The sequence below is a fragment of the Paraburkholderia sp. BCC1886 genome (genome assembly GCF_900996245.1).
In the GTDB taxonomy this organism is placed as follows: Bacteria; Pseudomonadota; Gammaproteobacteria; order Burkholderiales; family Burkholderiaceae; genus Paraburkholderia.
Map to the genome: position 1 here is coordinate 1 of NZ_CAAJGK010000052.1, position 23,699 is coordinate 23,699.

A 23,699-nucleotide genomic window follows, 5' to 3' on the forward strand; every position below is an offset into this window, starting at 1 on the left:
AGTTCGATTCTCGTCGGCATTCAGGTGCCGGAGAGCGAGAACGATGCGTTCGCGCGCTTCCAGGCGACGCTCGGTTATCCGAACTGGGAAGAAACGCATAACCCGGTGTATCGGTTGTTTCTTGCATGATTTTTCGGGACTGAAGCACGCAGATGGCTCTCACGCTTGCGGACAAACTGGTGGTGGCAATCTCGTCGCGCGCGCTGTTCGACTTCGAGGAAGAGAACCGCGTGTACGAGGACGGCGACCTGCGCGCGTATGAAGCGTTGCAGCGCGACCGGCTGACGGTGCCTGCGAAGCTGGGCGTCGCGTTTCCGCTGATCCGCAAGTTGCTGGCGCTGAACGCCGGCGGGCATCGGGTCGAAGTGGTGATTCTGTCGCGCAGCGATCCGATCAGCGGGCTGCGCGCGTTCCATTCCTGCCGCGAGCATGGGCTCGCGATCGAGCGCGGGGTGTTCACGCGCGGCCGCGCGCCGTTCGGCTATCTGAAGCCGCTGAATGCCGCACTGTTTTTGTCCGCGAATCAGGACGACGTGCGTGATGCGCTGGCCGCGGGATTTCCGGCTGCGCGCGTGTTGCCCGAATCGGCGAGAATGGCGAGCACGTATCCCGACGAGATCCGGATTGCGTTCGACGGCGACGCCGTGCTGTTTTCCGACGAAGCCGAGCGCGTGTTCCAGAAGGATGGCTTGCGGGCTTTCGTCGGCCATGAGATTCACAATAAGGACTTACCGCTGGCGGACGGTCCTTTGAAGCCTTTGCTCGAAGCGCTGCACCGTTTGCAAAAACTCGCGGACGAAGCCGCACCCATGCATATTCGTACGGCATTGGTGACGGCGCGATCGGCGCCGGCGCATGAGCGGGCGATCCGCACCTTGATGGCCTGGAACATCGAAATCGACGAAGCGATGTTTCTTGGCGGTTTGGACAAGAGCGCATTTTTGCGCGAGTTCGAGCCGGACTTTTTCTTCGACGACCAAATTGGCCATTGCGAATCGGCCCGCGTCGTGACGGCGACGGGGCACGTGCTGAGTGGCATCGTGAACGCATCATGACACCTGAACAGTCACCGCTGGGTAAGCCCTCTGCTTACACCGAACAATACGACGCATCGTTGCTGTTTCCGATTGCGCGCAGGAATGCGCGCGAGGCGATTGGCATTGGTGCGCAGTTGCCGTTTTTCGGCACGGATATCTGGAACGCTTACGAGTTGTCGTGGCTGAATTTGCGTGGCAAGCCGCAGATTGCGGTGGCGACGTTTTTCGTGCCGGCGGATTCGCCGAATATCGTCGAGTCGAAGTCGTTCAAGCTGTATCTGGGGTCGTTTGCGCAGACGGCGTTCGAGTCGATGGATGCGGTGCGCGACACGATTAAGCGGGATGTGTCGGCTGCTTGTGGTGCGACGGTTTCGGTTCAGCTTGCGGCGCCTTATGAGTTTGGCAAGTTGAAGATGGAGGAGTTCGACGGGTTGTCGCTGGATCGGCTGGATCTGGATACGGATGTTTACCTGCCGGATGCTTCGTTGCTGTCGGCGGCGCTCGATGAAGCGCCGGTTGAGGAGACGGTGGTTTCCAATCTGCTCAAGTCGAATTGTCCGGTGACCGGGCAGCCGGATTGGGGGAGTTTGCAGATTCATTATGTCGGGCCGCAGATCGATCATGCCGGGTTATTGCGGTATGTGATTTCTTATCGGAATCACACGGGGTTTCATGAGCAGTGTGTGGAGAAGATTTTTATCGATCTGGTGAGGGTTTGTCGGCCTGTTAAATTGGCGGTGTATGCGCGTTACACGCGGCGGGGGGGGTTGGATATTAATCCTTTCAGGACGAATTTTAATTTGCCAATGCCGGATAATTTTAGATTGGCTCGGCAATAACTGTTTTGCACGTTGCACTGGCTTTTGTTTTGGTTTTTTTTGGCCTTTCCTTGATTTGCTTTCGGTCTATTAGCGTTCCCCCTGTGCGGGGGGGCACCTACTTTTCTTTGCCGCCGCAAAGAAAAGTAGGCAAAAGAAAGCGGGCTCAAACCGCTAACCATTAAGCGGGCACCACGCGCGGTTTCTGGTAGTGGTGCATCTGGAATCTGTGTTCCCGCACATTCCGCCTCAGTGACAAGGCCGTCATTCTTCCGGCGGCGCTTCGCGCGCCCCCGGGTCGTTCTTGGAACCCTCGGTTTTTTTGCCTTCCGCCGTTTACCCATCCGCGACGCACGCAGTGCGGAGTGGGAGCTGATGAGTGCTTTGTCACTACCGCAGAATGCGCGACGGCACGGATTCCAGATGCACCACTACCAAAGAAATGCCGAGGGACCCGCTTAAGAATTAGCGGTGTGAGCCGCTTTCTTTTGCCTACTTTTCTTTGCGGCGGCAAAGAAAAGTAGGTGCCCCCCCGCACAGGGGGAACGCTAATAGACCACTAACAAAGCAAGGAAAGGCCAAAAAATCCAGAAAAACAAATCAAGCCGAAGGCTTCCTATAAGCCACACAATCAACCTCAACCTTACAATCAATCACCATAGAAGAAACCACACATGCCCGCGCCGGCGGATTCCCCCCAAAATACTCTCTGAAAACCTTATTAAACGAAGCAAAATCCCGCGGATCATCCAGCCAAACCCCACACCTCACCACATCCTCAACCCCATAACCCGCCTCACCCAGAATGGCGACAACATTCTGAATCGCCTTGTGCGATTGCTCCACAATCCCACCATTAATCACCTCGCCATTCTCCATCGGCGTCTGCCCAGACACGAACAACCACCCATCCGCTTCCACCGCCCGCGCAAACGGCATGTGCTGACCACCCGTCCCCTTCCCACCTTCCACACCATATCGCTTCATCATTCGACTCCTAAAAAAATTCAGAACACCCCACCCGCATCGGCCTTCGAGGCCGCCCCTCGTGCCACGAATCGCCCGGCCCGCTCCCCGGTCACCGCACCATCCCGATACGAGAGCACGCCATTCACCCACACCGCGTCGATACCCTCGGCAGCCTGCCGCGGCGACTCGAACGTGGCAGCATCCCGCACCCGCGCCGGATCGAACAGCACGAGATCGGCGTGATACCCGATATGCACCTCGCCCCGCTGCGACAACCCAAAACGCCGCGCGGACAACCCCGTCATCTTGTGCACCGCCGCCTCCAGCGGCAACAACCCGGCGTCGCGCACGTAATGCCCCAACACCCGCGGAAACGCCCCCCACAAGCGGGGATGCGGCAACGGATCGTTCGGCAATCCGTCCGACCCCACCATCGACGCCGGATGCGACAAAATCCGCCGCACATCGTCCTCCGACATGTTGTGATACACCGCGCCCGCCGGCTGCAACCGCTTGCCCGCCTCCTGCTGCGTCACGCCCCACAACGCCGCAATCTCCCCGACCAGCTTGCCCGCCATCTCGGGATGCGGCTCCGACCACGTCACCGTAATGTCGATGTCGCCCGTCACCTGTTTCACATCGAGCGTCGAAGAACTGCGGTTATACGGGTAGCAGTCGCAACCGACCGGCTGCAACCGCCGCGCACCGTCCAGCGACTGCAACACCTCGGCACTACGCCCCCAGTTCGACGGCCCCGCACACTTCAGATGCGAGATCACCACCGGCACCCGCGCATGACGGCCGACGCGGTACGCCTCGTCCATCGCGTCCAGAATCGCATCAAACTCGGTGCGCATATGCGTCGTGTAGAGCGCACCCGCCGCGGCCAGCGGCTCGGCCAACGCCATCACCTCTTCCGTCGGCGCCGAAAAAGCCGAGCCGTACGCAAGTCCCGAACTCAAACCCAACGCGCCGTTGGCCAACGCCGCTTCGAGTTGCGCCCGCATCGCGGCGATTTCGTCGGCCGTCGCTGCGCGATCGAGACGGTCCATCTGGTTGCTGCGCAAGGCCGTATGACCGATCAGTGCGCCGACGTTCACCGCCGGCCGCGCGTCGTTCACCGCTTTCACGTAATCGGCGAAATCCGGGTACTGGAACGCGTCGCGCTCACCGAGCAGATTCATCGGATCGGGCGGCTCGCCCTTCAACGTGACCGGCGCGGCGCTAATGCCACAGTTGCCGACGATCACCGTGGTCACGCCCTGACTGATCTTGGGCAGCATCTGCGGAGAACGGATGACATGCGTGTCGTCGTGCGTATGCACGTCGATGAAACCCGGCGCGAGCGCGCGACCCTCGGCTTCGATCACCTCTTCCGCAAGCCAGTTCGACAGATTGCCGATCGCGACGATGCGGCCGTCGCGAATCGCCACGTCGCGCTCGAGCGGCGGCGCGCCGGTGCCGTCATAGAGTTGCGTGCCGACGATCAGCGTGTCGGCGACTTCAGGATGCGAATGCATGACTCAATCTCCCAACGGTTGTCGATTGCCGCCGCCACGATGCGCGTCGAGCGCGTGCTTCATGCGGCGCAGCAATTCGCGGCTTTCGTCACCCTGACTGACCGCGAGTTCGGTGACGAGCACATCGAGCGCCATCATCATCGCGTAGCGCGACGACGAGGGCTTGTAAATGAAATCGGTTTCGAAGGCGACGATCGGGATCACCCAGTCCGCCTGCTTCGCGAGCGGCGACGCGGGCGCGGTCAGCGCGATCAGCGTCGCGCCGTAGCCGCGTGCGATCTTGCAGTTCTCCAGCATTTCCGGCACGCGTCCGGTCGTGGACAGCGCAATCACCACGCAATCGCGCGACACCGTGCTCGCCACCATGCGCTGCAGCAACCCGTCCTGATACGTCGCCACCGGACGGCCGAGACGCACGAGCCGGAAGCGCATCTCGTCGGCAAGCGCGGTGGAGCCGCCGCCCATCCCGAACACGTAGATCATCTTGGCCGCGCGCAAAGCGGCGGCGGCTTCGCCCAGCGGCGCCTGGCGCAACAGTTGATGGTTGTGCGCGAGCGCAGTTTGCACTTCGTCGAATACGCGTGTGGCAATCGGCTCGGGCGCATCGCCGGCGGCGCCCGCCTGCAGAAACCGTTGCCCGACCGCGGCCGCCTGCGCGAGCCGCAGTTTCAGTTCGCGCACGTCGCGGCAACCGACCGCCTTGGCAAAGCGGGTCACCGTTGCCACACTCACCTGAGCCTGCTGAGCAAGCGCACCGATGCTCGCGCGCGACGCGCCGGTCAGGTCGTCGAGAATCTGCGCGGCCACCTTGCGTTCGGCCGAACGCAACTCCGGCGCGCATTCGGCGATGCGCGCGACGATGTCGAAAGCGAGTGGATCGGCGGTGGAGTTCATCGTGACAGCGGCATGACCAGGCGGCTCAGGAAGCAGGCGGACAAGCCGCCTGAAAAATTCTGGTACTAAATAACATTCGTCCGAGCATCGTACTTTCGGTAACATGGCAAAGTCAAATTTCGATTCGATTTAACCGAACGATGGAGCAGGAGAACATGAAAGTTACAAACTATCAAGGCGCGTCAATCGATCCTTATAGCAAGGGCTTGGGCATGGTTCCGGGCGCGAGCATCCAGCTGACCGACGCGGCGCGTCTCGAATGGAATCTGCTGAACGAGGACGTGAGCCTGCCGGCCGCCGTGCTGTACGCGGATCGGGTCGAGCACAACCTGAAATGGATGCAGGCGTTCGTCGCGGAGTACGGCGTCAAGCTCGCGCCACATGGCAAAACGACCATGGCGCCGCAGCTATTTCGCCGGCAACTGGAAACCGGTGCATGGGGCATTACGCTGGCCACCGCGCATCAGGTGCGCGCGGCGTATCACGGCGGGGTCACGCGCGTGTTGATGGCCAATCAGCTGGTCGGCCGCCGCAACATGATGATGATCGCCGAACTGCTGAGCGATCCGGATTTCGAGTTCTTCTGCCTGGTCGACTCGGTCGAAGGCGTCGAACAGTTGGGCCGTTTTTTCACGTCGGTCAAGAAGCCGCTGCAAGTGCTACTCGAAATCGGCGTGCCGGGCGGTCGCACCGGCGTACGCGATGCAGCACAACGCAACGCGGTGCTCGAGGCCATCGCGCGCTATCCAGATGTGCTCAAGCTGGCGGGCGTGGAGTTGTATGAAGGCGTGTTGAAGGAAGAAGCCGAAGTGCGCGAGTTCCTGCAAACCGCGGTGGCCGTGACTCGCGAACTCGTCGCCGCCGGTCGCTTCGCGCGCAAACCGGCGGTGTTGTCCGGCGCGGGCTCGGCCTGGTACGACGTGGTGGCGGAAGAATTCGTGAAGGCTTCAAAAAGCGGCGAGGTCGAAGTCGTGTTGAGGCCAGGCTGCTATCTGACGCACGACGTCGGCGTTTATCGCAAGGCGCAGACCGACATCTTCGCGCGCAATCCGGTCGCGAAGAAAATGGGCGAAGGCTTGCTGCCGGCGCTGCAGTTGTGGGCTTACGTGCAGTCGATTCCCGAACCGGACCGCGCGATCATCGGTCTGGGCAAGCGCGACTCCGCTTTCGATGCCGGCATGCCGGAGCCGGCACGTCACTATCGGCCCGGCAACGAAGCGCCGCGCGAGATCGAAGCGAGCGAAGGCTGGGAGATTTTCGGCATGATGGACCAGCACGCGTATCTGCGCATTCCTGCTGGCGCCGATCTGAAAGTGGGCGACATGATCGCGTTCGATATCTCCCACCCGTGCCTGACGTTCGACAAGTGGCGTCAACTGCTGGTGGTCGATCCGGCGTATCGCGTGACGGAAGTGATCGAAACGTTTTTCTGAATCCGAGCGGCGCCGTTACGCTGCTTCATTGCCCGGCGCCGCGTCTTCGGTTTGCGTAGCCGCCGAACCAGCGGCGATGACGCTCTCGGTCGCCGCCACTTCGGCAATCCGCGCTTCCAGCATCGTCAGCGCGCCGCCGAGCGCGGCCAACGCGTCGTCCGGCAAAGCCGCCATCGTGTCGTGCAGAAACGCATTGCGACGCGGCAAGCTCTCTTCGATCGCAGACTGCCCTGCCGCCGTCAGATGCACGTTGGTCACGCGGTTATCGCGCGTGTCCATGCTGCGCGCGATCCATCCCAACGCTTCCAGGGTTTTGAGCTGCCGCGTGAGCGCGCCTGGGTCCACGCGCAACCGCTCGACCAGCCGCTTCTGCGACGACTCGCCGTCCTGCGCGTGCAGCGCGAGCAGAATGCGCCAGCGCGGCAGCGGATGGCCGACCTGCGCCTCGAAGGCCGACATGAACGCCCGATAAGTGCGACCGAATTGTTGCATGACGGCGACGCGGTCCTGTTCTTCCATGATCTTTCAGCCAAACGGTAAGCAAACGGGAAATCAGTCGACGTGCATGACCGGCTCGAGCTTGCGTTTGAGCTCGATCGGCGGGACACGACGGCTTTGCCACAACGACAACACGGCGACCACCGCCGCCATCGCCAGACCGAGATGGATGGCCGCCACCAGCGCTTCGCGCGCGCTTTCGAGCAGCATCGCGCCGTTATGGCCGGCTTGCGCCAATTCGCCTAGCAGCGTGGCCTGCGCATCGCGATTGATGAGAATTTGCGGATCGCCGAGACTCGGAAACCACTTCGACGCGTGATCGTTATCGAGCGCATTGCGCACACCGCTCGCGTACATATGGCTGACCAGCGTACCGGTGAGCGCCGTGCCGAACATCCCGCCGATCATCCGCAGCGACTGCAGCAAAGCGGTCGCAATGCCCAGGTGTTCGCGGCCGGCGGTCTGCTGCGCGAAGATGGTCAGGTTCGGCATGACGAAGCCGAGACCCAGGCCGCCGAACGTCATGAACAGCATCAGCAGCCATTGCGGCATCGCGTGAGTCGACACCACGACGCCGAGGCAAGCGAGCGCGATGAGCGCGAAGCCCACGTACAGCATCAGATTCGGATTGCGGATGCGCGACACGATGCGGCCGTTGGTAATGCTGCCGATCGTAATGAACACGACGAGCGGCGTGATGATGATGCCCGCGTCTTTCGGCGACAGCCCGAAGCCGCCTTGAAACAGCAGCGGCGCGTAAAACAGCAGCGAAAACATCGTGAAGCCGCCGAGCACGGCCAGCGTGAACAGCGCGGCGAGACTGGGATTGCGGAACATCTCGACCGGCAAAATCGCCGTCGGGCAGCGCTTTTCCCACTGCCAGAGCGCGTAAGCCCCGGCGACGCTCAGCACCAGCAACCCCACTGCGGTGCCGGTCACGCCATGCTTCGGCAAGAGTTCGACGAAGAGTTGCAACGAGCCGAGCACGATCGCGATCAGCAGTGCGCCGGGCCAGTCGAGCCGCATCTTGCTCTCATGCTCGACATGCCGCAGATGCGGCAGAAAGCGCCACACGAAGAACAGCGACAGCAAACCGACCGGCAGATTCACGTAGAAAACCGAACGCCAGCCGTAGTACTGCGTGAGAAAACCGCCGAGCGACGGACCGACTGCATTCGCGATACCGAACGCCGAGCTCATGATGACCTGCCAGCGCAAGCGCACGACGGAGTCGGGAAACAGATCGGGAATGCAGGCGAACGCGGTGCCGACCAGCATGCCGCCGCCGATCCCCTGCAAGCCGCGCGCAAGCACGAGGAACAGCATGTTGTTGGCCGCGCCGCACAGCACGGAAGCGGCCGTGAAGACGACGATCGATGCGATCACGAATGGCTTGCGGCCATAGTAATCGCCGAGTCGGCCGAAGATGGGGACGGTGATGACGGACGTGAGCAGATACGACGTGGCGACCCACGCATACAACTCGAAGCCCTTGAGTTCGGCGACGATGGTCGGCAACGCGGTGCCCACCACGGTCTGGTCGAGGGCGACCAGCATCGTCACGAATGAGACGCCGAGAATGGCGAGCAACGACTCACGGAAAGGTAAAACTTGCCCACTTGAGTGGTGGGCCGCGGTATGAACAGCCATTTTTGATAGCGCAACAGTTGACTTGTCAAACAATGGGGAATCATACCATGGGTCACTACTCTAAGCTGGCACACACCGGTGCGACGAAGCGCCGGATATTCGCTCACAGGCAGGAGCCCACATGACGCCAGGGAGGCACATGGAGCCGAGCTCGCTCACCCCATCATCATTGACGAACGAAGATTTGCGCGCGCTGCGGCGCGCGAAACACGAACTGGAAAGCCCCGCGCTCGCCATGAAGCTGGCGAGTATCGTCGGCGCGCCGCTGGAGAAGCTGCTCGCGCGGATGCCGGCCTTCGCCAACGAGAAAGTCACGGATGCAACCGAATTGGCGTTGCGCAAATGCCTGTCGATCGCATTGCGCACCATGGGTCGTCAGGATGGCGCGACGCCGCTGGTCGTGCCCGACAAGCCGAGCAACCTGTTGCACAAGTTCGCAGTGGCCACGACGGGCGCGGCAGGCGGAGCGTTCGGCCTGTTCGCGCTGCCGGTCGAGTTGCCGGTGACGACCACGCTGATGTTCCGCTCGATTTGCGACATCGCGCGCAGCGAGGGCGAGGACCTCACGTCGATCGACACGCAACTGCAATGTCTGACCGTGCTGGGCATGGGCGGCTCGTCGAGCGCGGACGACGACGCCGATTTCGGCTACTTCATCATGCGCGGCGCGCTGGCTCAGGCGATTTCGAAGGCGTCGTCCGAGATCGCCACGAAGGGTTTCAGCGCGCACGGATCGGCGGCCTTGCTGCGTCTGCTCAATACGATCGCCGCGCGCTTCTCTGTGCAGGTGAGCGAACAGATCGCCGCCAAATCGATTCCGGCGATCGGCGCGGTGCTCGGTGCGATGGTGAATACGGTCTTCATCGACCACTTCCAGCAGGTCGCGCACGGCCACTTCACCGTGCGGCGACTCGAGCGGCAATACGGCTCCGAGGCGGTCGAGTCCGCGTATCAGACCATCGACATCGCGCTCGACGGCTGAGCGGCACGCTCGCTCGTCACGCGCTGCACGAAGCTCGCGGCGCGGTCGAGCGCGCGGTTGGCTTCCGGCAGGAACGGCGCGAACAACGGCCATACATGCGGCATCTTCTTCCACACTTCGATTTCGCAAGCGACACCCGCCGCCCGCGCGTTGTCGGCGACCCGGCGCGAATCGTCGAGCAGCACTTCGGTGCTGCCCGCCATGATGAAGAGCGGCGGCAAACCCTTCAGATCCGCGTAGACCGGCGACGCGTAGGGATGCGTGCCCGGCGTATCGCCGAGATACAACTGGGCGGCGCGGCCGATCGCAGGGCCGCTAAACATGGGATCGAGTCCGTCGTTGCTTTGCAGGGTGGCGCCGGTCGCGGCCAGATCGGTCCACGGTGAGAACAGCAACGCGCCGGCCGGCAACGGATCGCCGGCATCGCGCAGCGCGACCAGCGTAGCGAGCGCGAGGCCGCCGCCTGCCGAATCGCCGGCAATCACGATCGAGGCAGGCGGCGTGCCGTTCGCGATCAATCGACGGTAGGCGGCGCTCGCGTCTTCCAGCGCGGCTGGAAAGCGATGTTCAGGCGCGAGCCGGTAGTCGAGCGAGAACACCGGAGCGCCCGTGCGCGTCGCAAGCCCATACACGATCGAGCGATGCGTGCGCGGCGAGCAGAAGTAGTAGCCGCCGCCATGGCAATACAGCACGGTGGGCCCGGCGGCGACCGCCGCCCCACCGTCGACACGCTCCACCCATTCGCCGCGCAACGGCGCATCGCCGCTGTCGTAACACTCACGCAAACGCCAGCCGTTCGGTACACGCGGAATGCGCGCGCGCTTCGCGGTCAATGCCCGCGCTTTGCCGACATTGATGCCCGGCTTCAATGTCTCCGGACGGAACTGTCGACGCAAAAACCAGCAGGCGAGTGCACTTTGCCAACTCATGGGGGACGCTCCTTTCGCTAAGGTCCCGCCATGGTACGTGCGTTCGCCACGGTGACACTGGGCAAGGGCTTCTAATCTCGAAAAGCGGACGCGCGATGAGTGTGGCTTCGCTTCGAGCCTAGTTGGCCGGCAAAACCTGCCCGCGAATCTCGCCCATCGGGTTTTGTGCGGTATGCACGTTGAAGTACCACTGGCCGCCCATCAGATCGGTCACCTGCTGTTCGCTGAGCACCGCCGAGCCCTTGATCGGGCTACCCAGCGCATCCTTGCCGATCGGCACCTGGATCTTGGCGTTCTGCCCCACTGGCGCAGGTCCGTGAAAATGGGCGGCGGTGGCCGGGCCGGTCAGGCCTTCGTAGGTGACGGTCCATTGCAGCGTTTCGTTCGACGTGTCGAAGGTGGCGTTCAGCATGCCGTGCCCGTGACTGACGCGCGGCGGGACTTCGGTCGACGGCTCGAGGTCGGCCTTCAATGCAACCGTATCGGCCAGCGCGATACCCGAAGCTGCCGCCCACATCGCCACTGCGGCGATGGCCAGATTCATTTTTCGAAGTGCAGTCATGATCCCCTCCAGTCGTGATCCAACGCCGCGCCGACGGTTCGGCTGCGCACGGCCACACATACTAGTGCAAATCACGCGAGGCAATGCAGGCGTCGCCAGGCTGGCTTTCAAACGGCAAGGTGGTCGATTGCGGCAGGTCGAGCTACGCAGATCACGCTATCGCTCTGCCCACCTATCACGATCAGAAAAACCAGCATTCTCAGCGCTATTCGATTTTTTCGAAGAGTTAATTGCGCTTTCTGTAATGAATGTTCGGCACCAACGCGGTTATGCTCCCGTTTGCGAGAAGCGACTTCTTCATCGAGAAGTCTCCAAACCTTTAACGCGGCCTCGGCCGCGTTTTTTTTCGTCCTGGTTTTGCGTTATCAAGCTTCGCCCGCCTTGCGTCGTGCGTTAAACGAGCAGCGCCGACTGCTGCTCGATGCCATCGAGCATTGCATGGCATCTGGCGATCAGCGCGAAACCGTCGTCGCGCACCCGCTCCGGTGACTGCACTGCGAGATCGCGGCGATATGTCTCCAATGCATCGAGTAACGGCGGATATTGCAGCACGCTTGCCGCGCCGGCCACCCGATGAAGCCATTCGCGCAACCGTCCGAGATCGCTGCGCTCCAGCAACGGCGACAATCGCTCGACGTCCTCGCGCACCGACGAAACGAACGAATCGAGCAAGGCCTTCACGGTCGACTCGCTGCCCCACAGTTGCGTCATTTGACCGAGATCGACCGGCACGAACGGTTGCGCGCCGCCGCCGGCAGCCGGATCGGTGAAGAGCGGCGCTTGCGCGCTTTCGGCAGGCGTCGCTTGCCACGCGCTCTCGGTGCCGAACCAGCGGTTCAGATAGTCGCGTAGCGTGGCGAGCCGGGTCGGCTTGACGAGCGTGTCGTCCATGCCCGCATCGCGACAGAGATTCAGATCGCCCGGCGCGGTGTTCGCGGTAATGCCGAGAATCGGCAGGCGATGCGTGCCGCCCTGCTTCTCTTCGCGCTCCCGGATCCGTTGCGCGAGTTCGTAGCCCGACAGGTTCGGCATGTGGCAATCGGTAATCAGACAGCCATAACTCGTCTGTTCGAGCGCGGCGAGCGCTTCGGCGCCATCGCTCGCCACGTCGCAGGCAAAACCGAGCAGCGCCAGTTGATGACGGATCAACTCCTGATTCACCGGATGATCTTCCGCAACGAGAATCAGCCGGCCGCTGGCGATCGCGCGTTCGCGGTCCGGCGGCACGGCGGCGCGCTCGGGCGTGCGCGGTATGCCCGTTGCACGCGGCGCCACCGACGGCAGCCCCGCCATCGCCGCCGCGCAGGCAGCACCCAGGCCGCGCCACGAGATCGGATTGACGCTGACGCGCACGTGGTTGTCGAGAATACGGTAGCCGGTCGGCTTGGGTTTCTCGGTCAGACAGATGATGCGCGTGGTCGAACTCACGCCTGCGGGCGGCGGCAAATCTTCGCCGAGGAACAGCAGGTCGGCGTCAGCCAGAATCGTGTGTGCCTGCGAGAGTGCGAGGCCCGGCGTAAGACGGTGCATATCGAGTCCGAGCGCCGCGCCGAAATGCATCAGCGCCTGGTCGACGCCCATGTCGCGCGTCACGACGACTGCGCGCTTGCCGCGTAATCCGCTGACCGAATAGTGCCTCGTCGCGACCGGCATGCTGAGCCGCACGATCATCCGCGTGCCGACGCCGGGCTCGCTGCGCAGATCGAGAGAGCCGTCCATCAGGTCGATCAGCTTGCGGCAGATCGTCAAGCCGAGGCCAGTGCCGCCGAAGCGGCGCGTGGTCGACGACTCCGCCTGCACGAACGGCTCGAACAGTTTGGCCTGCACCTCCGGCGCGATGCCGATACCGCTGTCCTCGACGACCATCTCGACGGTCTGCACCTCGTGCACTTCATCCACGACCGACATGCGCACGTCGACTTCGCCCGTCGGCGTGAACTTGATCGCGTTGCCGAGCAGGTTGAACAGAATCTGCCGCAGCCGCACGCTGTCGCCGAGCAGCGTCGCCGCGACGTCGCCCGCGATATCGACGCGAACCTTCAGCCCTTTTTCATGCGCTCGGCCCGCGAGCAGTCCGACGGCGTTGTCGACCAGTTCGCGAATGTCGATCGGCTCGGCTTCGATCGTCAACCGTCCCGCTTCGATCTTCGAATAGTCGAGCAGGTCGTCCAGAATCTGCAGCAGCGCGCCCGCCGATTCGTGGATCATGCTCAACATCTCGCCCTGATCCGGATTCAGCGGCGTGCGCTCCAGCACTTCGACGAGACCCAGCACGCCGTTCATCGGCGTGCGGATTTCGTGGCTCATCATTGCGAAGAAATCGTCCTTGGCGCGCGACGCCGCTTCGGCCGCGTCACGCGCTCGCGCGAGTTCGTCGGAGCGCGCGTGTTCCACGCTGGCGTCCACCCAGTAGCCGCTCCAGACGACGCCGCCGTGCGCCTCGCGACGCGGGACGAGTTCGGCACGCGCCCACTTCAGTTCCGCGTCGATATCGAACCGGAACTCCAGGTTGATCGGCGTTTCGCAGCGCGCCGAGCGCTCCAGTTCGGCCACTACGAACGGCCGGTCCTGTTCGCAGATGCGTTTGAAGTCGATCGGCGTGCCGGTCGTCGGCACTTCGCTGCCGCCCAGCAAATGCCGCGTATCGCCGCCGATATACGGAAACGAATAGACGCCCTCGTTACTCCGGTTCAACTGGAATACCACCGCGGGCAAGGAGCGCGTCACGTCGAACAGGCGCCGCTCCGTTTCGCGAGCGAGCATTTCAGCGCGGCGAATGTCGGTGATGTCGACCATGGTGCCGAGCACGCACACCGGCTGGCCGTCGCTGCCGCGACACAGGCTCGTCCAGAACAGGCCATGGCGCACGTCGCCGGCCGTGAGTTCGAACTGCAACTCGACCTGTGCCGTCTCGCCGTCGAGCAGCATCTCGCGGGTCATCTCGTCGAGCACCCGGCTATTGGCCGCGCCCCACGTCTGAACTTCCGTGGTGGTGCGACCGACGATCGCATCTCGGCCCCTGCCGCACACTTCCTCGTACGCGCGGTTGACGGCGATATAGCGGCCGTCGAGGTCTTTGGCGACCAATGGATAAGGGACCATCTTCATCATGGTCTCCTGAAAATTCAGTTGCAGCGCCAGCTCGCGCTCGGTCTGCTTGCGTAGTCTGACTTCGCGCTGCAGCAGCAGATACGCCCGCAGCGTCACCAGCAACACGATGCCGAAGCCAATCAGCACGGGCAGCAGCCGCACCGCCGTGACGCTCCAGTTACCGGACTCCGGCGTGGTGCCGGTCACCCACTTCTTGCGGATGCGCTGCTTTTCCGCGGACGGCATGGCCAGCAACGCCCGGTCGATGAGCGCGGCGAGCGGCGCGAGATCGGGGCGAACGGCGAACTCCAGCGCATCGGATTCGCCGACGGTCCCGAGAATCTTGAGGGAGTCGGCGTACTGCTGTTTCAGCAGGATATCGACTGCGGCGACATTGCCGACCACGACGTCGGCCTCGCCGGCTTCGACCATTTTGAGCGCGTCGTCCAGCGTCGCCGCAACCACGATGCGATCGCGTGGAATGACCTTCAGCGCTTGCGGCACAGCACCTGCGACATGCGACGACACGGCGACGCGACGCGCCGCGAAATCGCCAAGCGAACGCGCCGCCGGTTCGTCTTCGCGGCCGACGATAACCAGCGGATAGTTCTCGTACACCGCGGTGTGCTGTGCGTCTTTGAGACGCGGGTCGTCTTTGGAGGCGGTAGCCAGCAGCGCCAGTTCGCCGCGCTGGAACGCATCGAGTGTGGCGACCCAATCGCCCGTGTGCGCGCGGTTGAGCACGACGCCGAGCGTGCGGGCCAGATAGGCGAGGTAGTCGGACGCGACGCCCGCCGGGCGCCCCGCGCTGTCGACATAGCTGAACGGCGGCCAGTTCTCGTCGAAGCCGACTCGCAACGGCGGCAGCGAGCGCAGCCAGGCCTGTTCCTGCGGCGTGAGGACCAGGCCCGGCGCGGCGGCCGCGGGCTTCGCTGAGAAATTGCTGGAGAGCCAATGCGTGCGAATGGCTGCATCCTGCGCGGGCGTGACGAGCGCAAGCGAGCGGTCGAGCTGGTCACGCAACAGCGTACGGCCACGCGGTACACCGAAGCGGAGAAAAGCCGTCCGGCTGCTTTCTTCGAAAGCGACATGCAAACCGTGAAATTCCTCGGTGCCTAACGCGTATTGCACGGACGGCGTGAATCCAAAGTAGACGTCGGCGGCGCCATGCGCGACGGCGGTGAGCGCCTCGTGCGTCGACGCGTACCCTTCGATGGCCGCGCGAGGAAAGCGCTCGCGTATCGGGCGCTCGCGTGCGTAGCCTTTCTCGATGGCAATGCGCGCGCCCGCCAGTTCCGAGCCGCTGTCGTAGTTGGGACCGGCCCGTCGCACCACTGCGGATGTCGACGAACTGAAGTACGGCGCCGTGAAGTTCAGGCAACGCTCGCGCTCGGGCGTGCGCGCGAGGCTCATCAGCAGATCGACCTGACCGGCGCATGCTGCGGCAAACAGGTGCGGCATGTCGGGATAGGCGCGCGCTTCGATCGCGACATCCGGCCCGACCAGACTGCGCAGATAGTCGGCGCTCAAGCCGGTGAGTCGACCGTCGTGCAAGGTTTCGAACGGCGGCCAGCCCGCGGCGAGTACACCGACCGTCAGCTTCGCGGGGTAAGACTCCGCCATCGTGGACTGCGACGTGTCGCCGGCGACCTGGGCGAACGCCGTGGCCGACAAAGCGAGAGACAGCGAGAATGCCAGCGAGAGCGGCAGCACGCTCGCCGAACGCCGCGCAGGCCTGAACATGAGCGCGGCAACGAAGAGAATCATCCGAACGGGCGGGAGCATTAGTCGCCGCTCAAAGGACTTCGCCCTGACCGCTCGCGAGCGCCGCGACGGCCCGGTCCGACTTGTCCTGCCAGAATGAAAACACCATGCCGGCCGCGACGCCCCCCGACATGGGCGCGGCCCAGAACAGCCACAACTGGTCGAGCGCCCAGTCGCCGACGAAGAGCGCCTGCGCGGTCGAGCGGGCCGGATTGATCGAACCGTTGGTGACCGGAATCGACACCAGATAGACGAGCATCAGACAGGTGCCGATGACGAGTGGCGCGACGAACGCTGCGTTCTTCTTGCGCGCCATCGACAAGGTGATCATGACGAACGCAAACGTCAGCACGAATTCGATGACGAGCGCCGAATGCATTTGATAATCGGCCGGAGAATGGTCGCCGAAACCGTTCGCGGCAAACTCGCTGGCGGCGAGATCGAACCCCGGCCGGCCGCTCGCGAGATACACGAGCAACGCTGCCGCCACGATCGCGCCGAGAATCTGCGCGGCGATGTAGGGAACCAGGTCCTTGACGGGAAATCGTTGCGCAACCGCGAAGCCGACGGTGACGGCCGGGTTGAAATGCGCGCCGGACGACGTGCCGAGCGAGTAGCAGGCGGTGGCGAGCGCAAGGCCGAAGGCCAGCGACTCTTCCAGCACCCCGTAGCCTTGCTGGACCGCGCTGGTTGTCAATACGATACTGCCGCAGCCGACGAACACCAGCCACGCCGTTCCCACACCCTCGACCAACAACCGCTTACCTAACGCGACCATGCCGCCTCCCAGGTTCGTTGTAGAAGGCGGACGGCCTTGCGTACCGCGCGCAAAACGTCCACCCGACTCATGGCGGCCTTTTCTGCGCTGGCATGGCGACATTGCTGCAGTCGTCAGGCGGAACACGAAGGGGCCGTAGTGAGTTCAGAACTATGAGGGGGCAACATTCGCCGACCAATCAGAAGAATCCTAAAGTCCTTAAGACCGCTGATCGTTTTCTTCCGGCGTCTGTCAGGCACTCAAGCGAGTCCTATCTGTCGCGCATAGTCGATCAGATCGCCCTCCGTTTCGAGCCCGAGCTTGCGCATCGCGCTGCGCTTTTGCGTGCTGATGGTTTTGCCGCTGCGCTGCAGCCGCGCGGCAATTTCGTGGACGGCGAGGCCTTGCACGTAGAGCTGGAACACTTCCCACTCGCGCGAACTCAGCATGCCGGCTAGCAACTGCGGCGGCGTGTCGGTGGCTTCGATCACGTGCCGCGCCTCGTCCGACAGAAAAACCTGCCCGGCCACCACCGTGTCGATGGCTTCGAGCAACGCCGCCGCCGCGTCGCGTTTATCGACGATGGCGGCCACGCCCATGTTGAGAAGGCCGGACAGCATGTGCGCCTGATAGATCATCGTGAGCACGACGAGATGAGGGTGTGGCCGGCCGCGCAACACCCGGCGCAGAAACGAGACGGCGTTGGTACCGCCATGTATGCCCGGCATGCTGATGTCCGAGACGACCACGTCGCAGGCATGAGCGTCGAGCAGTTCGGCCATGCCATGTGTGTCGGACGCCTCGCCGACGACTTCGATATGCGGCGCCGTCTGCAGCAACCGGCGGATGCCGACGCGCACGCAGTGGTGATCGTCGGCCACGATAACGCGAATTTTTTGTCTCATTTTTTTGTTGTCCTGGCGATTGACCTGCCCCGCACATGGTGCTTCCCCGGGCCATGCCAATGCATCTGATGATCGTCGCGCCGGTGCGGCGCGACACCGCACCGGTTCTACCGGGTTTGCAGTCCCTCCTCGGGTATGACGCCGTGCTCGACCGCGAAGCGGAACAGTTCCGCGTCGCTGTTCAACGCGAGCTTGCGCATGGCCGTGCATTTCTGCGCACTAATGGTTTTGACGCTGCGGTTCAGGCGTGCCGCGATTTCCGTCACGCCGAGCCCGGAGGCGTAATGCGTGAAGACTTCCAGTTCGCGCCGCGACAGCATCTGGCGCACGAAGTCGAGCCGCTGCGTGACCGTGGCGTCGGCAATCAGCGTGCGCACGGCCGGACCGAGATAACGCTCGCGCGCGAGTGCCGTGACGATGGCCACGTGAATCAGGTCGATGCGGTCGCGTTTGCTCAACAAACCTTCCACGCCGAGAGAGATGACTTTTTGCAGCGCCGCCGCGTCGGTTTCCATGGTAAGCACCACCAGCGCGACCTCGGGATAGCGGTCCTTGAACTGCCGCACCGCTTCCGGTCCGAAGCAGTCGGTCGCGCCCGGCATGTAGAGATCCATGAGAACCAGGTCGCAGGACGTGCTGGCGACCTTGGTGAAAAGCTCCATGTTGTCGGCGGCGCGGCCCACCACCTTCATGTTCGGATAGCTGCCCATCAGGTTTTCGATAGCCAGCAGAACCAGTGGATGATCGTCCGCGATGACGGCTCTGACGGGGGTGCTGCTCTCAGCGGAATCGTTCATCTTTTATTTGCTCCTCCACTACTTGACTGCCTGCCGCCCTCTTCGGCGCAACTGGTCCAGCCGCGATCATCGATCGGCTCGGCGAAAATATACATAAGATCGATCCGAAATAAGATCGACCGAAGCGAAATCTCAATTGCTTAGATGTACGAGTCAACCTATCTAAGACCCTGCGCTCGAACATAGGAAAAAAGACCGGGATCGTTGGTGACACCCAGACGCACCATCGCCTCGCGTTTTTGCCGGCTGACGGTGCGGCGGTGGCAACCGAGTGCCGCCGCGATCTCCGCGATGGACTGGCCGCCGACCAGCATATGGACGACTTGTGCCTGCATCGTCGATAGCGAAGCTTCGAGCGGCAATGGACCCGGCTCTTCCTGAGGTTGCTCGAGGGCGTCGCGAATGGATTGGCCGATGTGGGTTCGGCCCGCCGCGGTGGCTTCGATGGCATCCCACAACGCGTCCATCGACTCCGCCTTGCCCAGCACGCTGATGGCGCCGTCCGCGACGATTGCGCGAAGGATCGCCGCGCTGGTCGAGGTGGTCAGCACGACGATGCGCAGCGCCGGCCACTCGCTGCGAATGCGGCGAACGAGGCGCAGCCCGTCCTCGGCGCCGCCTGCCGACTCCGGCATCGCCAGGTCCGTGACGAGCACGTCGCACGGCGTGCTGTGCAATAGCCCGATTAACGATGCGGGCTCGATCGCTTCGCCGACGATGCTTACGCCGGCACGACTGTCGAGGGACGAACGAATACCAAGCAAGACGAACGGATGATCGTCCGCCAGAATGACTCGAAGGCTCACGGTGTTTTCTCTCGTTTGTTGTAGGAATAGTGATTCAGCAAGCAGGATGAAACTGACGCTCCTGCCTAAGCCTGGAAGGCCACCTGGTCCTATATCGATAGGCCAGGTCGGCATGGAATCACTGCTACAACGCGTGGGAAATCGGATCGTTCCGAATCACGCCGAGAAACCCATGGATTGTTGCGCCTTTAACGAAAACTAAAAATATAGTTAAGCGAAACGAATAGCTTTGAGCGTTGCGACCGGTGACGCTCAGGTGACACTCAGGTGACGCGGCAGGATTGCGGCGTCACGTTTTTTCCCACACGGAAGGCGCGCGGAAACACGGGCAATGCCAGCAACGCGCAGAAGCTCGCGACGGCCCAGACCAACGGCCACGACCCCCAGGCCAGCAACGGCGGAATCGCGAGTGGCGTCACGAACAGCGTCAGAAACACGCACGTGTTGCCGATCGCGAGCGCGGTGCCCGCGCGGTTCGTGCCGGCTAGCGTCGCGAGTTCGGTGAAGGCGACGCCGTGCCAGGCCGAAGCGCTCACGCCGCCGAGCACGATCAGTGCGACGATCGGCCCGCTCAGCGATGGCTGATGCAGCGCGGCCCAACCGGTCGCCGCGGCGAGTACCGCGAAGAGCGAGGCGGTCAGCCAGCTGCAACCGCGCAGATAAGCGCGCCGGTTGCCGCGCCGGTCGGTCCAACTGCCGCTCCAGACACGCGCGATCGCGGCACCGGTTTGCACCGCGGCCATCGTCACGCTGATCGCGAACACGCCGGCGCGGTTGAAGTCATGCAGGAACACGGTACCGAAGGTGACGACGGCAAGTTGCGGCACGCACAGCGCGCCCGCTCCGAGCGCCACCCGCCAGATACGCGGATCGCGCAACGGCGACAACTGAGGATGCAGGACGGCGGCGTCACTTCCGTGAACGACGTCATGCATCCCGTCATGCGACGGTTCGTGCAACCATCGCCACGCGAACACCGCCGTCACCGCGCAGGCCATTGCCAGCGCCGCATACGCACTCGCAAAACCGGACTTCGCCGCGAGCACCGGCAGCACGAGCGCGCCCAGTCCGCCGCCCGCCGGCACCGCCGTCTGCCGGATGCTCATCGCCAGGCCGCGCTGCCCTTCGCGAAACCACGCCATGACCGCCCGTCCACTCGAACCGTTGACACTGCCGCCCAGCAGCCCGACCAGCAACAGACCGAGCGCGAGCGTCGGCGTGCCGGGCACGTGTCCGCTGGCGGGCACCACGAACAGCGCGAGGCCGGCCAGCGCGGCCGCGGTCGACAGCAGCCCTAGCAACAAAACTCGACGGTCGCCCCAGCGGTCCGTCAGCAAACCCCACGGCAATTCGGAAAGCGCAATACCGAGGCCGAGCATGCCGAGCACGAGGCCCAGTCCACCGTTGCTCAGGTGATAACCGGAGCGCAGAAAAACGGCGGTGGTCGGAATGCCGGAGAACGCCGCGGAGAAGCTCGCGTTTGCCGCAAAGCCCACCCCGAGCACCTTCCACCGATGATTCGCCGGACGCACAAACCCGCTCCGCCCGGCTGCAACTGATTCGCTACCCATGCCATCCTCCAGGAAATTTGAAGGTATGCTACGGCTGGCTCTTCCATCGGAAAAGCCGGAAATTCAGATAGAATCCATCGGATATAGCGAATCATGAACCAGCGTGGTTTCGACCTGACGCAGTTACGGACTTTCGTCGCCGTCGCCGAATCGGGCAGCGTCTCGGCGGGCGCGGAACGCGTGTTTCTATCGCAATCGTCGGTGAGCGAGCAGTTGAAGAAACTCGAAGAACGCGCCGGCCAGCCGCTCTTCGTGCGTAGCAAACAGGGCGTGAGCGCAACGGCCGCCGGCAGTCGTCTGCTCGAGCACGCGCGGCGCATTCTCGCGATGAGCGAGGCCGCCTTCGAAGACCTGCACGGCCGCTCGCTCGACGGCGAACTGCGGATCGCCATCACCGACTATTACCGGCCGCACGACATTGCGCGCATCCTCCGGCTTTTCTCGGAGCAGCATCCGCGGCTGAAACTGCATGTCACCGTGATGCCGAGCGCGGTGATCGACAGTCAGGCGGGCGACGACGCGTCGTTCGACATCGGTCTTTCGCTGCGGCTCGTCACGGGTGGCGTGCGCGCAGCCGGTCGGCGCCCAGGCGCCGACAGCACCGTGGTACGTCGCGAGAAGTTGTTGTGGGTCGGTGCCGCCGATGCCGACCCGCGGCCGGCTGCACCCTACGACCTGGTGTTGCTGCCGTCGACGTGCCAGTTGCAGCGTTTCGTCGTGAAGCTGCTCGACGAGCACAAGGTGCCGTATCTCATCTCGCATTCCGCGTCCGGTGTCGCCGGGCTACAGCTTGCGTTGCGAGCGGGACTCGGATTGTCCTGTCTGAACGAATCAGCGATTGGCGAGGGCGTGGTGGCGTGTCCTGCGAGTCTCGGTTTGCCCGCGCTGCCGGCGGTCGAGTTTCATTTGCTGCCGGGACGTCCCGGTGAAAGCGAACGCGTGAGCAACGCGCGCCTCGCCTTGCTGCGGCTTTGCAGCTAGAGAGGACGCGCAAAAAATAACAAGCTGTCAGGCCAGCGCGGCGCGAGAAGTCCGCCCTGCGCTAAACGCCGGCGTCGCGCCGCCGGTGAGCGATTCGCCCGAACCGGAACGGTCGAGCTGAAACACGCCGACCGCCTGGCTCAACCGGCGCGCCTGCTCTTCGAGCGAGCCCGCGGCGGCCGCCGCCTGTTCGACCAGCGCGGCGTTCTGCTGCGTCACCTCGTCCATCTGCGCGACCGCCAGATTCACCTGATCGATACCGGTGCTCTGCTCGGTCGCGGCCGACGCGATTTCACCCATGATCGAGCTCACGCGCGAGATCGCCTCGACGATCTCCGTCATCGTCGAACCCGAGCGTTCGACCAGTTGCGAGCCGGCCTGCACCCGCGCCGTCGACGCATCGATCAAGCCTTTGATCTCCTTTGCCGCGGCCGCGCTGCGTTGCGCGAGCGAGCGCACTTCGCTCGCCACGACCGCAAAACCGCGCCCCTGCTCGCCCGCGCGCGCGGCTTCCACCGCCGCGTTCAACGCCAGGATATTGGTCTGAAACGCGATCCCTTCGATCACGCCGACGATGTCGGCAATCCGCCGCGAGTCGTCGACGATGCCATGCATCGTGCCGACCACCTGCTCGGTGAGGTCGCCGCCTTGCGCCGCGAGACTCGACGCGCCCTGCGCCAGCGAACTCGCCTGCTTCGCGTTGTCCGCGGTCTGCTTGACGGTGGACGTCAGCTGCTCGATGCTCGCCGCCGTTTCCTCGAGCGAGGCGGCCTGCTCTTCCGTGCGCTGCGAGAGATCGGTATTGCCCGCGGCAATTTCGCTGACGCCCGTGTCGATCGATTCGGTGCCCTGACGGACGGCACGCACCGTGGTGGTCAACGAATCCTGCATTTTGCGCAGCGCGGCCGCGAGACGGCCCATCTCGTTATTGCTGGTGACGACGATCTGACCGGTAAGGTCGCCGTTGGCAATGCGCTGGAACTGACCGATGGTTGCGTCCACCGGCGTGACGATGGCGCGCACCAGCACGGCCCGGCCGATCCACGCGCCCAGCAGCGACACCGCCATGCCGATCGCTACCGCCACCGAGATCGCGAAGAACAGGTCCTGCGCATCCTGATAGCGCTGCGCACCGTGGTCGAGTTGCAACTGTTCGAGCGCGAGCATCGCCTGCTCGTAAGCGCTATATAGCGACGGCAGTTTATGCGCCTGCAATTGCTGGAATGCGTTCTTGTCACCCGCTTTGAGCGCGGCCAGCGCGGGCGCGACGCCTTCGCGCAGGAAGAGATCGCGCTTGTCCTGCATCGCCTTGATCAGGCGCTGCTCGTCGGCGTCGGTGCTCGCGCGGCTCACATAGTGAGCCAGCCGGTCGTCGGAAGCCTTCTGATATTGGGCGGAACGTTTGAGCACGGCATCCGCGCCGTCCTGATCGTTCAGATCGACGAGCGACGCGTAAGTGGCGAGCGCGAGGCGCAGTCGCAGCAACTGACCCGAGCTGCCTTCCAGATCGGCGACGGCCGGCGTGTCGACGGTGTACATCTGCTGCAGGGACGCGTTGCTCGAACGCAGCGACAGCAATCCCGCAGCCGCGCCGAACAGCAGCACGATGCCGAAGAAAACGATCATCAGGGTGAGGCAAGCGCGAATCGACAGATTTTTAAGCACTGAGCATGTCTCCATTGTTCAGCGCGGCCGAGTGCTGGGAAAGTCTGCTCTGGCCGTGCCGTGCCGCGCCT

Annotated in this window: 19 protein-coding genes; 5 read left to right on the plus strand and 14 right to left on the minus strand. The window is 63.5% G+C overall.

Annotated features, from left to right (window positions below; translation table 11 throughout):
- The first annotated feature begins 152 nt into the window (after positions 1 to 152).
- Positions 153 to 1,055, plus strand: a complete 903-nt coding sequence (locus FQ746_RS18100; protein WP_144110909.1) for a 5'-nucleotidase — start codon at positions 153 to 155, stop codon at positions 1,053 to 1,055.
- Positions 1,052 to 1,876 (plus strand): NADPH-dependent 7-cyano-7-deazaguanine reductase QueF, encoded by an 825-nt coding sequence (queF, locus tag FQ746_RS18105; RefSeq protein ID WP_144110911.1) that lies wholly within the window; start codon positions 1,052 to 1,054, stop codon positions 1,874 to 1,876. Before FQ746_RS18100 ends, queF begins: the two co-directional genes overlap by 4 nt.
- Positions 1,877 to 2,455: 579 nt before the next feature.
- On the opposite strand, the gene FQ746_RS18110 is transcribed toward queF, so the two are convergent.
- The 3 genes from FQ746_RS18110 to FQ746_RS18120 are packed head-to-tail and all read right to left on the minus strand — an operon-like array spanning position 2,456 to position 5,238.
- Positions 2,456 to 2,842 carry a RidA family protein gene (locus tag FQ746_RS18110; RefSeq protein WP_144111485.1) on the minus strand — a complete coding sequence of 129 codons (387 nt, stop codon included), beginning with the start codon at positions 2,840 to 2,842 and terminating at the stop codon, positions 2,456 to 2,458.
- 20 nt (positions 2,843 to 2,862) lie between these two features.
- On the minus strand, positions 2,863 to 4,344 hold the full coding sequence (locus FQ746_RS18115) for an N-acyl-D-amino-acid deacylase family protein (RefSeq protein ID WP_144110913.1): 1,482 nt from the start codon (positions 4,342 to 4,344) through the stop codon (positions 2,863 to 2,865).
- 3 nt (positions 4,345 to 4,347) lie between these two features.
- Entirely contained in the window at positions 4,348 to 5,238 is an 891-nt protein-coding gene (locus FQ746_RS18120; RefSeq protein WP_144110915.1) for a MurR/RpiR family transcriptional regulator, read from the minus strand.
- Positions 5,239 to 5,393: 155 nt separating this feature from the next.
- Between FQ746_RS18120 and FQ746_RS18125 the strand changes: the two genes are divergently transcribed.
- A complete protein-coding gene (locus FQ746_RS18125; RefSeq protein ID WP_144110917.1) occupies positions 5,394 to 6,671 on the plus strand; it encodes an amino acid deaminase in 1,278 nt (425 codons plus the stop codon).
- Between the two features lie 15 nt (positions 6,672 to 6,686).
- Here the strand turns inward: FQ746_RS18125 and FQ746_RS18130 are convergent, their stop codons facing one another.
- Positions 6,687 to 7,190, minus strand: a complete 504-nt coding sequence (locus FQ746_RS18130; RefSeq protein ID WP_144110919.1) for a MarR family winged helix-turn-helix transcriptional regulator — start codon at positions 7,188 to 7,190, stop codon at positions 6,687 to 6,689.
- A 33-nt stretch (positions 7,191 to 7,223) separates the two neighbouring features.
- Positions 7,224 to 8,819, minus strand: a complete 1,596-nt coding sequence (locus FQ746_RS18135; protein WP_144110921.1) for an MDR family MFS transporter — start codon at positions 8,817 to 8,819, stop codon at positions 7,224 to 7,226.
- Between the two features lie 139 nt (positions 8,820 to 8,958).
- Between FQ746_RS18135 and FQ746_RS18140 the strand changes: the two genes are divergently transcribed.
- Positions 8,959 to 9,801, plus strand: coding sequence for an EcsC family protein (locus FQ746_RS18140; protein ID WP_144111486.1), 843 nt, complete (start codon positions 8,959 to 8,961; stop codon positions 9,799 to 9,801).
- Here the strand turns inward: FQ746_RS18140 and FQ746_RS18145 are convergent.
- The 8 genes from FQ746_RS18145 to FQ746_RS18180 form a co-directional block, all read right to left on the minus strand.
- On the minus strand, positions 9,771 to 10,730 hold the full coding sequence (locus FQ746_RS18145; RefSeq protein WP_144110923.1) for an alpha/beta hydrolase: 960 nt from the start codon (positions 10,728 to 10,730) through the stop codon (positions 9,771 to 9,773). The two genes, FQ746_RS18140 and FQ746_RS18145, sit on opposite strands and share 31 nt — an antisense overlap.
- 118 nt (positions 10,731 to 10,848) lie before the next feature.
- Positions 10,849 to 11,292, minus strand: coding sequence for a CHRD domain-containing protein (locus FQ746_RS18150; protein ID WP_144110925.1), 444 nt, complete (start codon positions 11,290 to 11,292; stop codon positions 10,849 to 10,851).
- Between the two features lie 393 nt (positions 11,293 to 11,685).
- Positions 11,686 to 16,167 carry an ATP-binding protein gene (locus FQ746_RS18155; protein WP_409932407.1) on the minus strand — a complete coding sequence of 1,494 codons (4,482 nt, stop codon included), beginning with the start codon at positions 16,165 to 16,167 and terminating at the stop codon, positions 11,686 to 11,688.
- A 10-nt stretch (positions 16,168 to 16,177) separates the two neighbouring features.
- Positions 16,178 to 16,924, minus strand: a complete 747-nt coding sequence (gene aqpZ / locus FQ746_RS18160; protein WP_144110927.1) for an aquaporin Z — start codon at positions 16,922 to 16,924, stop codon at positions 16,178 to 16,180.
- Between the two features lie 239 nt (positions 16,925 to 17,163).
- The gene (locus FQ746_RS18165; protein ID WP_144110929.1) at positions 17,164 to 17,808 is read right to left on the minus strand and encodes a response regulator transcription factor; all 645 of its coding nucleotides are present in this window, start codon (positions 17,806 to 17,808) and stop codon (positions 17,164 to 17,166) included.
- A 107-nt stretch (positions 17,809 to 17,915) separates the two neighbouring features.
- Positions 17,916 to 18,605 (minus strand): response regulator transcription factor, encoded by a 690-nt coding sequence (locus FQ746_RS18170; RefSeq protein ID WP_144110931.1) that lies wholly within the window; start codon positions 18,603 to 18,605, stop codon positions 17,916 to 17,918.
- A gap of 158 nt (positions 18,606 to 18,763) precedes the next feature.
- On the minus strand, positions 18,764 to 19,411 hold the full coding sequence (locus tag FQ746_RS18175; RefSeq protein ID WP_260854113.1) for a response regulator transcription factor: 648 nt from the start codon (positions 19,409 to 19,411) through the stop codon (positions 18,764 to 18,766).
- A gap of 263 nt (positions 19,412 to 19,674) precedes the next feature.
- The gene (locus FQ746_RS18180) at positions 19,675 to 20,982 is read right to left on the minus strand and encodes an MFS transporter (RefSeq protein WP_144110935.1); all 1,308 of its coding nucleotides are present in this window, start codon (positions 20,980 to 20,982) and stop codon (positions 19,675 to 19,677) included.
- A 93-nt stretch (positions 20,983 to 21,075) separates the two neighbouring features.
- Here FQ746_RS18180 and FQ746_RS18185 point away from each other — a divergent pair, with 93 nt between their 5' ends.
- On the plus strand, positions 21,076 to 21,963 hold the full coding sequence (locus tag FQ746_RS18185) for a LysR family transcriptional regulator (protein ID WP_144110937.1): 888 nt from the start codon (positions 21,076 to 21,078) through the stop codon (positions 21,961 to 21,963).
- A 27-nt stretch (positions 21,964 to 21,990) separates the two neighbouring features.
- Here FQ746_RS18185 and FQ746_RS18190 read toward each other — a convergent pair whose 3' ends face one another.
- Positions 21,991 to 23,628 (minus strand): methyl-accepting chemotaxis protein, encoded by a 1,638-nt coding sequence (locus tag FQ746_RS18190; protein WP_260854094.1) that lies wholly within the window; start codon positions 23,626 to 23,628, stop codon positions 21,991 to 21,993.
- Positions 23,629 to 23,699: the final 71 nt, after the last annotated feature.

Coding starts and splice junctions, on each gene's coding strand:
- FQ746_RS18100 (WP_144110909.1), top strand. CDS start 153: ATGGCTCTCACGCTTGCGGACAAACTGGTGGTGGCAATCTCGTCGCGC.
- FQ746_RS18185 (WP_144110937.1), top strand. CDS start 21,076: ATGAACCAGCGTGGTTTCGACCTGACGCAGTTACGGACTTTCGTCGCC.
- FQ746_RS18145 (WP_144110923.1), bottom strand. CDS start 10,730: ATGAGTTGGCAAAGTGCACTCGCCTGCTGGTTTTTGCGTCGACAGTTC.
- FQ746_RS18140 (WP_144111486.1), top strand. CDS start 8,959: ATGGAGCCGAGCTCGCTCACCCCATCATCATTGACGAACGAAGATTTG.
- FQ746_RS18170 (WP_144110931.1), bottom strand. CDS start 18,605: ATGAACGATTCCGCTGAGAGCAGCACCCCCGTCAGAGCCGTCATCGCG.
- FQ746_RS18120 (WP_144110915.1), bottom strand. CDS start 5,238: ATGAACTCCACCGCCGATCCACTCGCTTTCGACATCGTCGCGCGCATC.
- FQ746_RS18180 (WP_144110935.1), bottom strand. CDS start 20,982: ATGGGTAGCGAATCAGTTGCAGCCGGGCGGAGCGGGTTTGTGCGTCCG.
- FQ746_RS18150 (WP_144110925.1), bottom strand. CDS start 11,292: ATGACTGCACTTCGAAAAATGAATCTGGCCATCGCCGCAGTGGCGATG.
- queF (WP_144110911.1), top strand. CDS start 1,052: ATGACACCTGAACAGTCACCGCTGGGTAAGCCCTCTGCTTACACCGAA.
- FQ746_RS18115 (WP_144110913.1), bottom strand. CDS start 4,344: ATGCATTCGCATCCTGAAGTCGCCGACACGCTGATCGTCGGCACGCAA.
- FQ746_RS18165 (WP_144110929.1), bottom strand. CDS start 17,808: ATGAGACAAAAAATTCGCGTTATCGTGGCCGACGATCACCACTGCGTG.
- FQ746_RS18155 (WP_409932407.1), bottom strand. CDS start 16,167: ATGCTCCCGCCCGTTCGGATGATTCTCTTCGTTGCCGCGCTCATGTTC.
- FQ746_RS18110 (WP_144111485.1), bottom strand. CDS start 2,842: ATGAAGCGATATGGTGTGGAAGGTGGGAAGGGGACGGGTGGTCAGCAC.
- FQ746_RS18125 (WP_144110917.1), top strand. CDS start 5,394: ATGAAAGTTACAAACTATCAAGGCGCGTCAATCGATCCTTATAGCAAG.
- aqpZ (WP_144110927.1), bottom strand. CDS start 16,924: ATGGTCGCGTTAGGTAAGCGGTTGTTGGTCGAGGGTGTGGGAACGGCG.
- FQ746_RS18130 (WP_144110919.1), bottom strand. CDS start 7,190: ATGGAAGAACAGGACCGCGTCGCCGTCATGCAACAATTCGGTCGCACT.
- FQ746_RS18135 (WP_144110921.1), bottom strand. CDS start 8,819: ATGGCTGTTCATACCGCGGCCCACCACTCAAGTGGGCAAGTTTTACCT.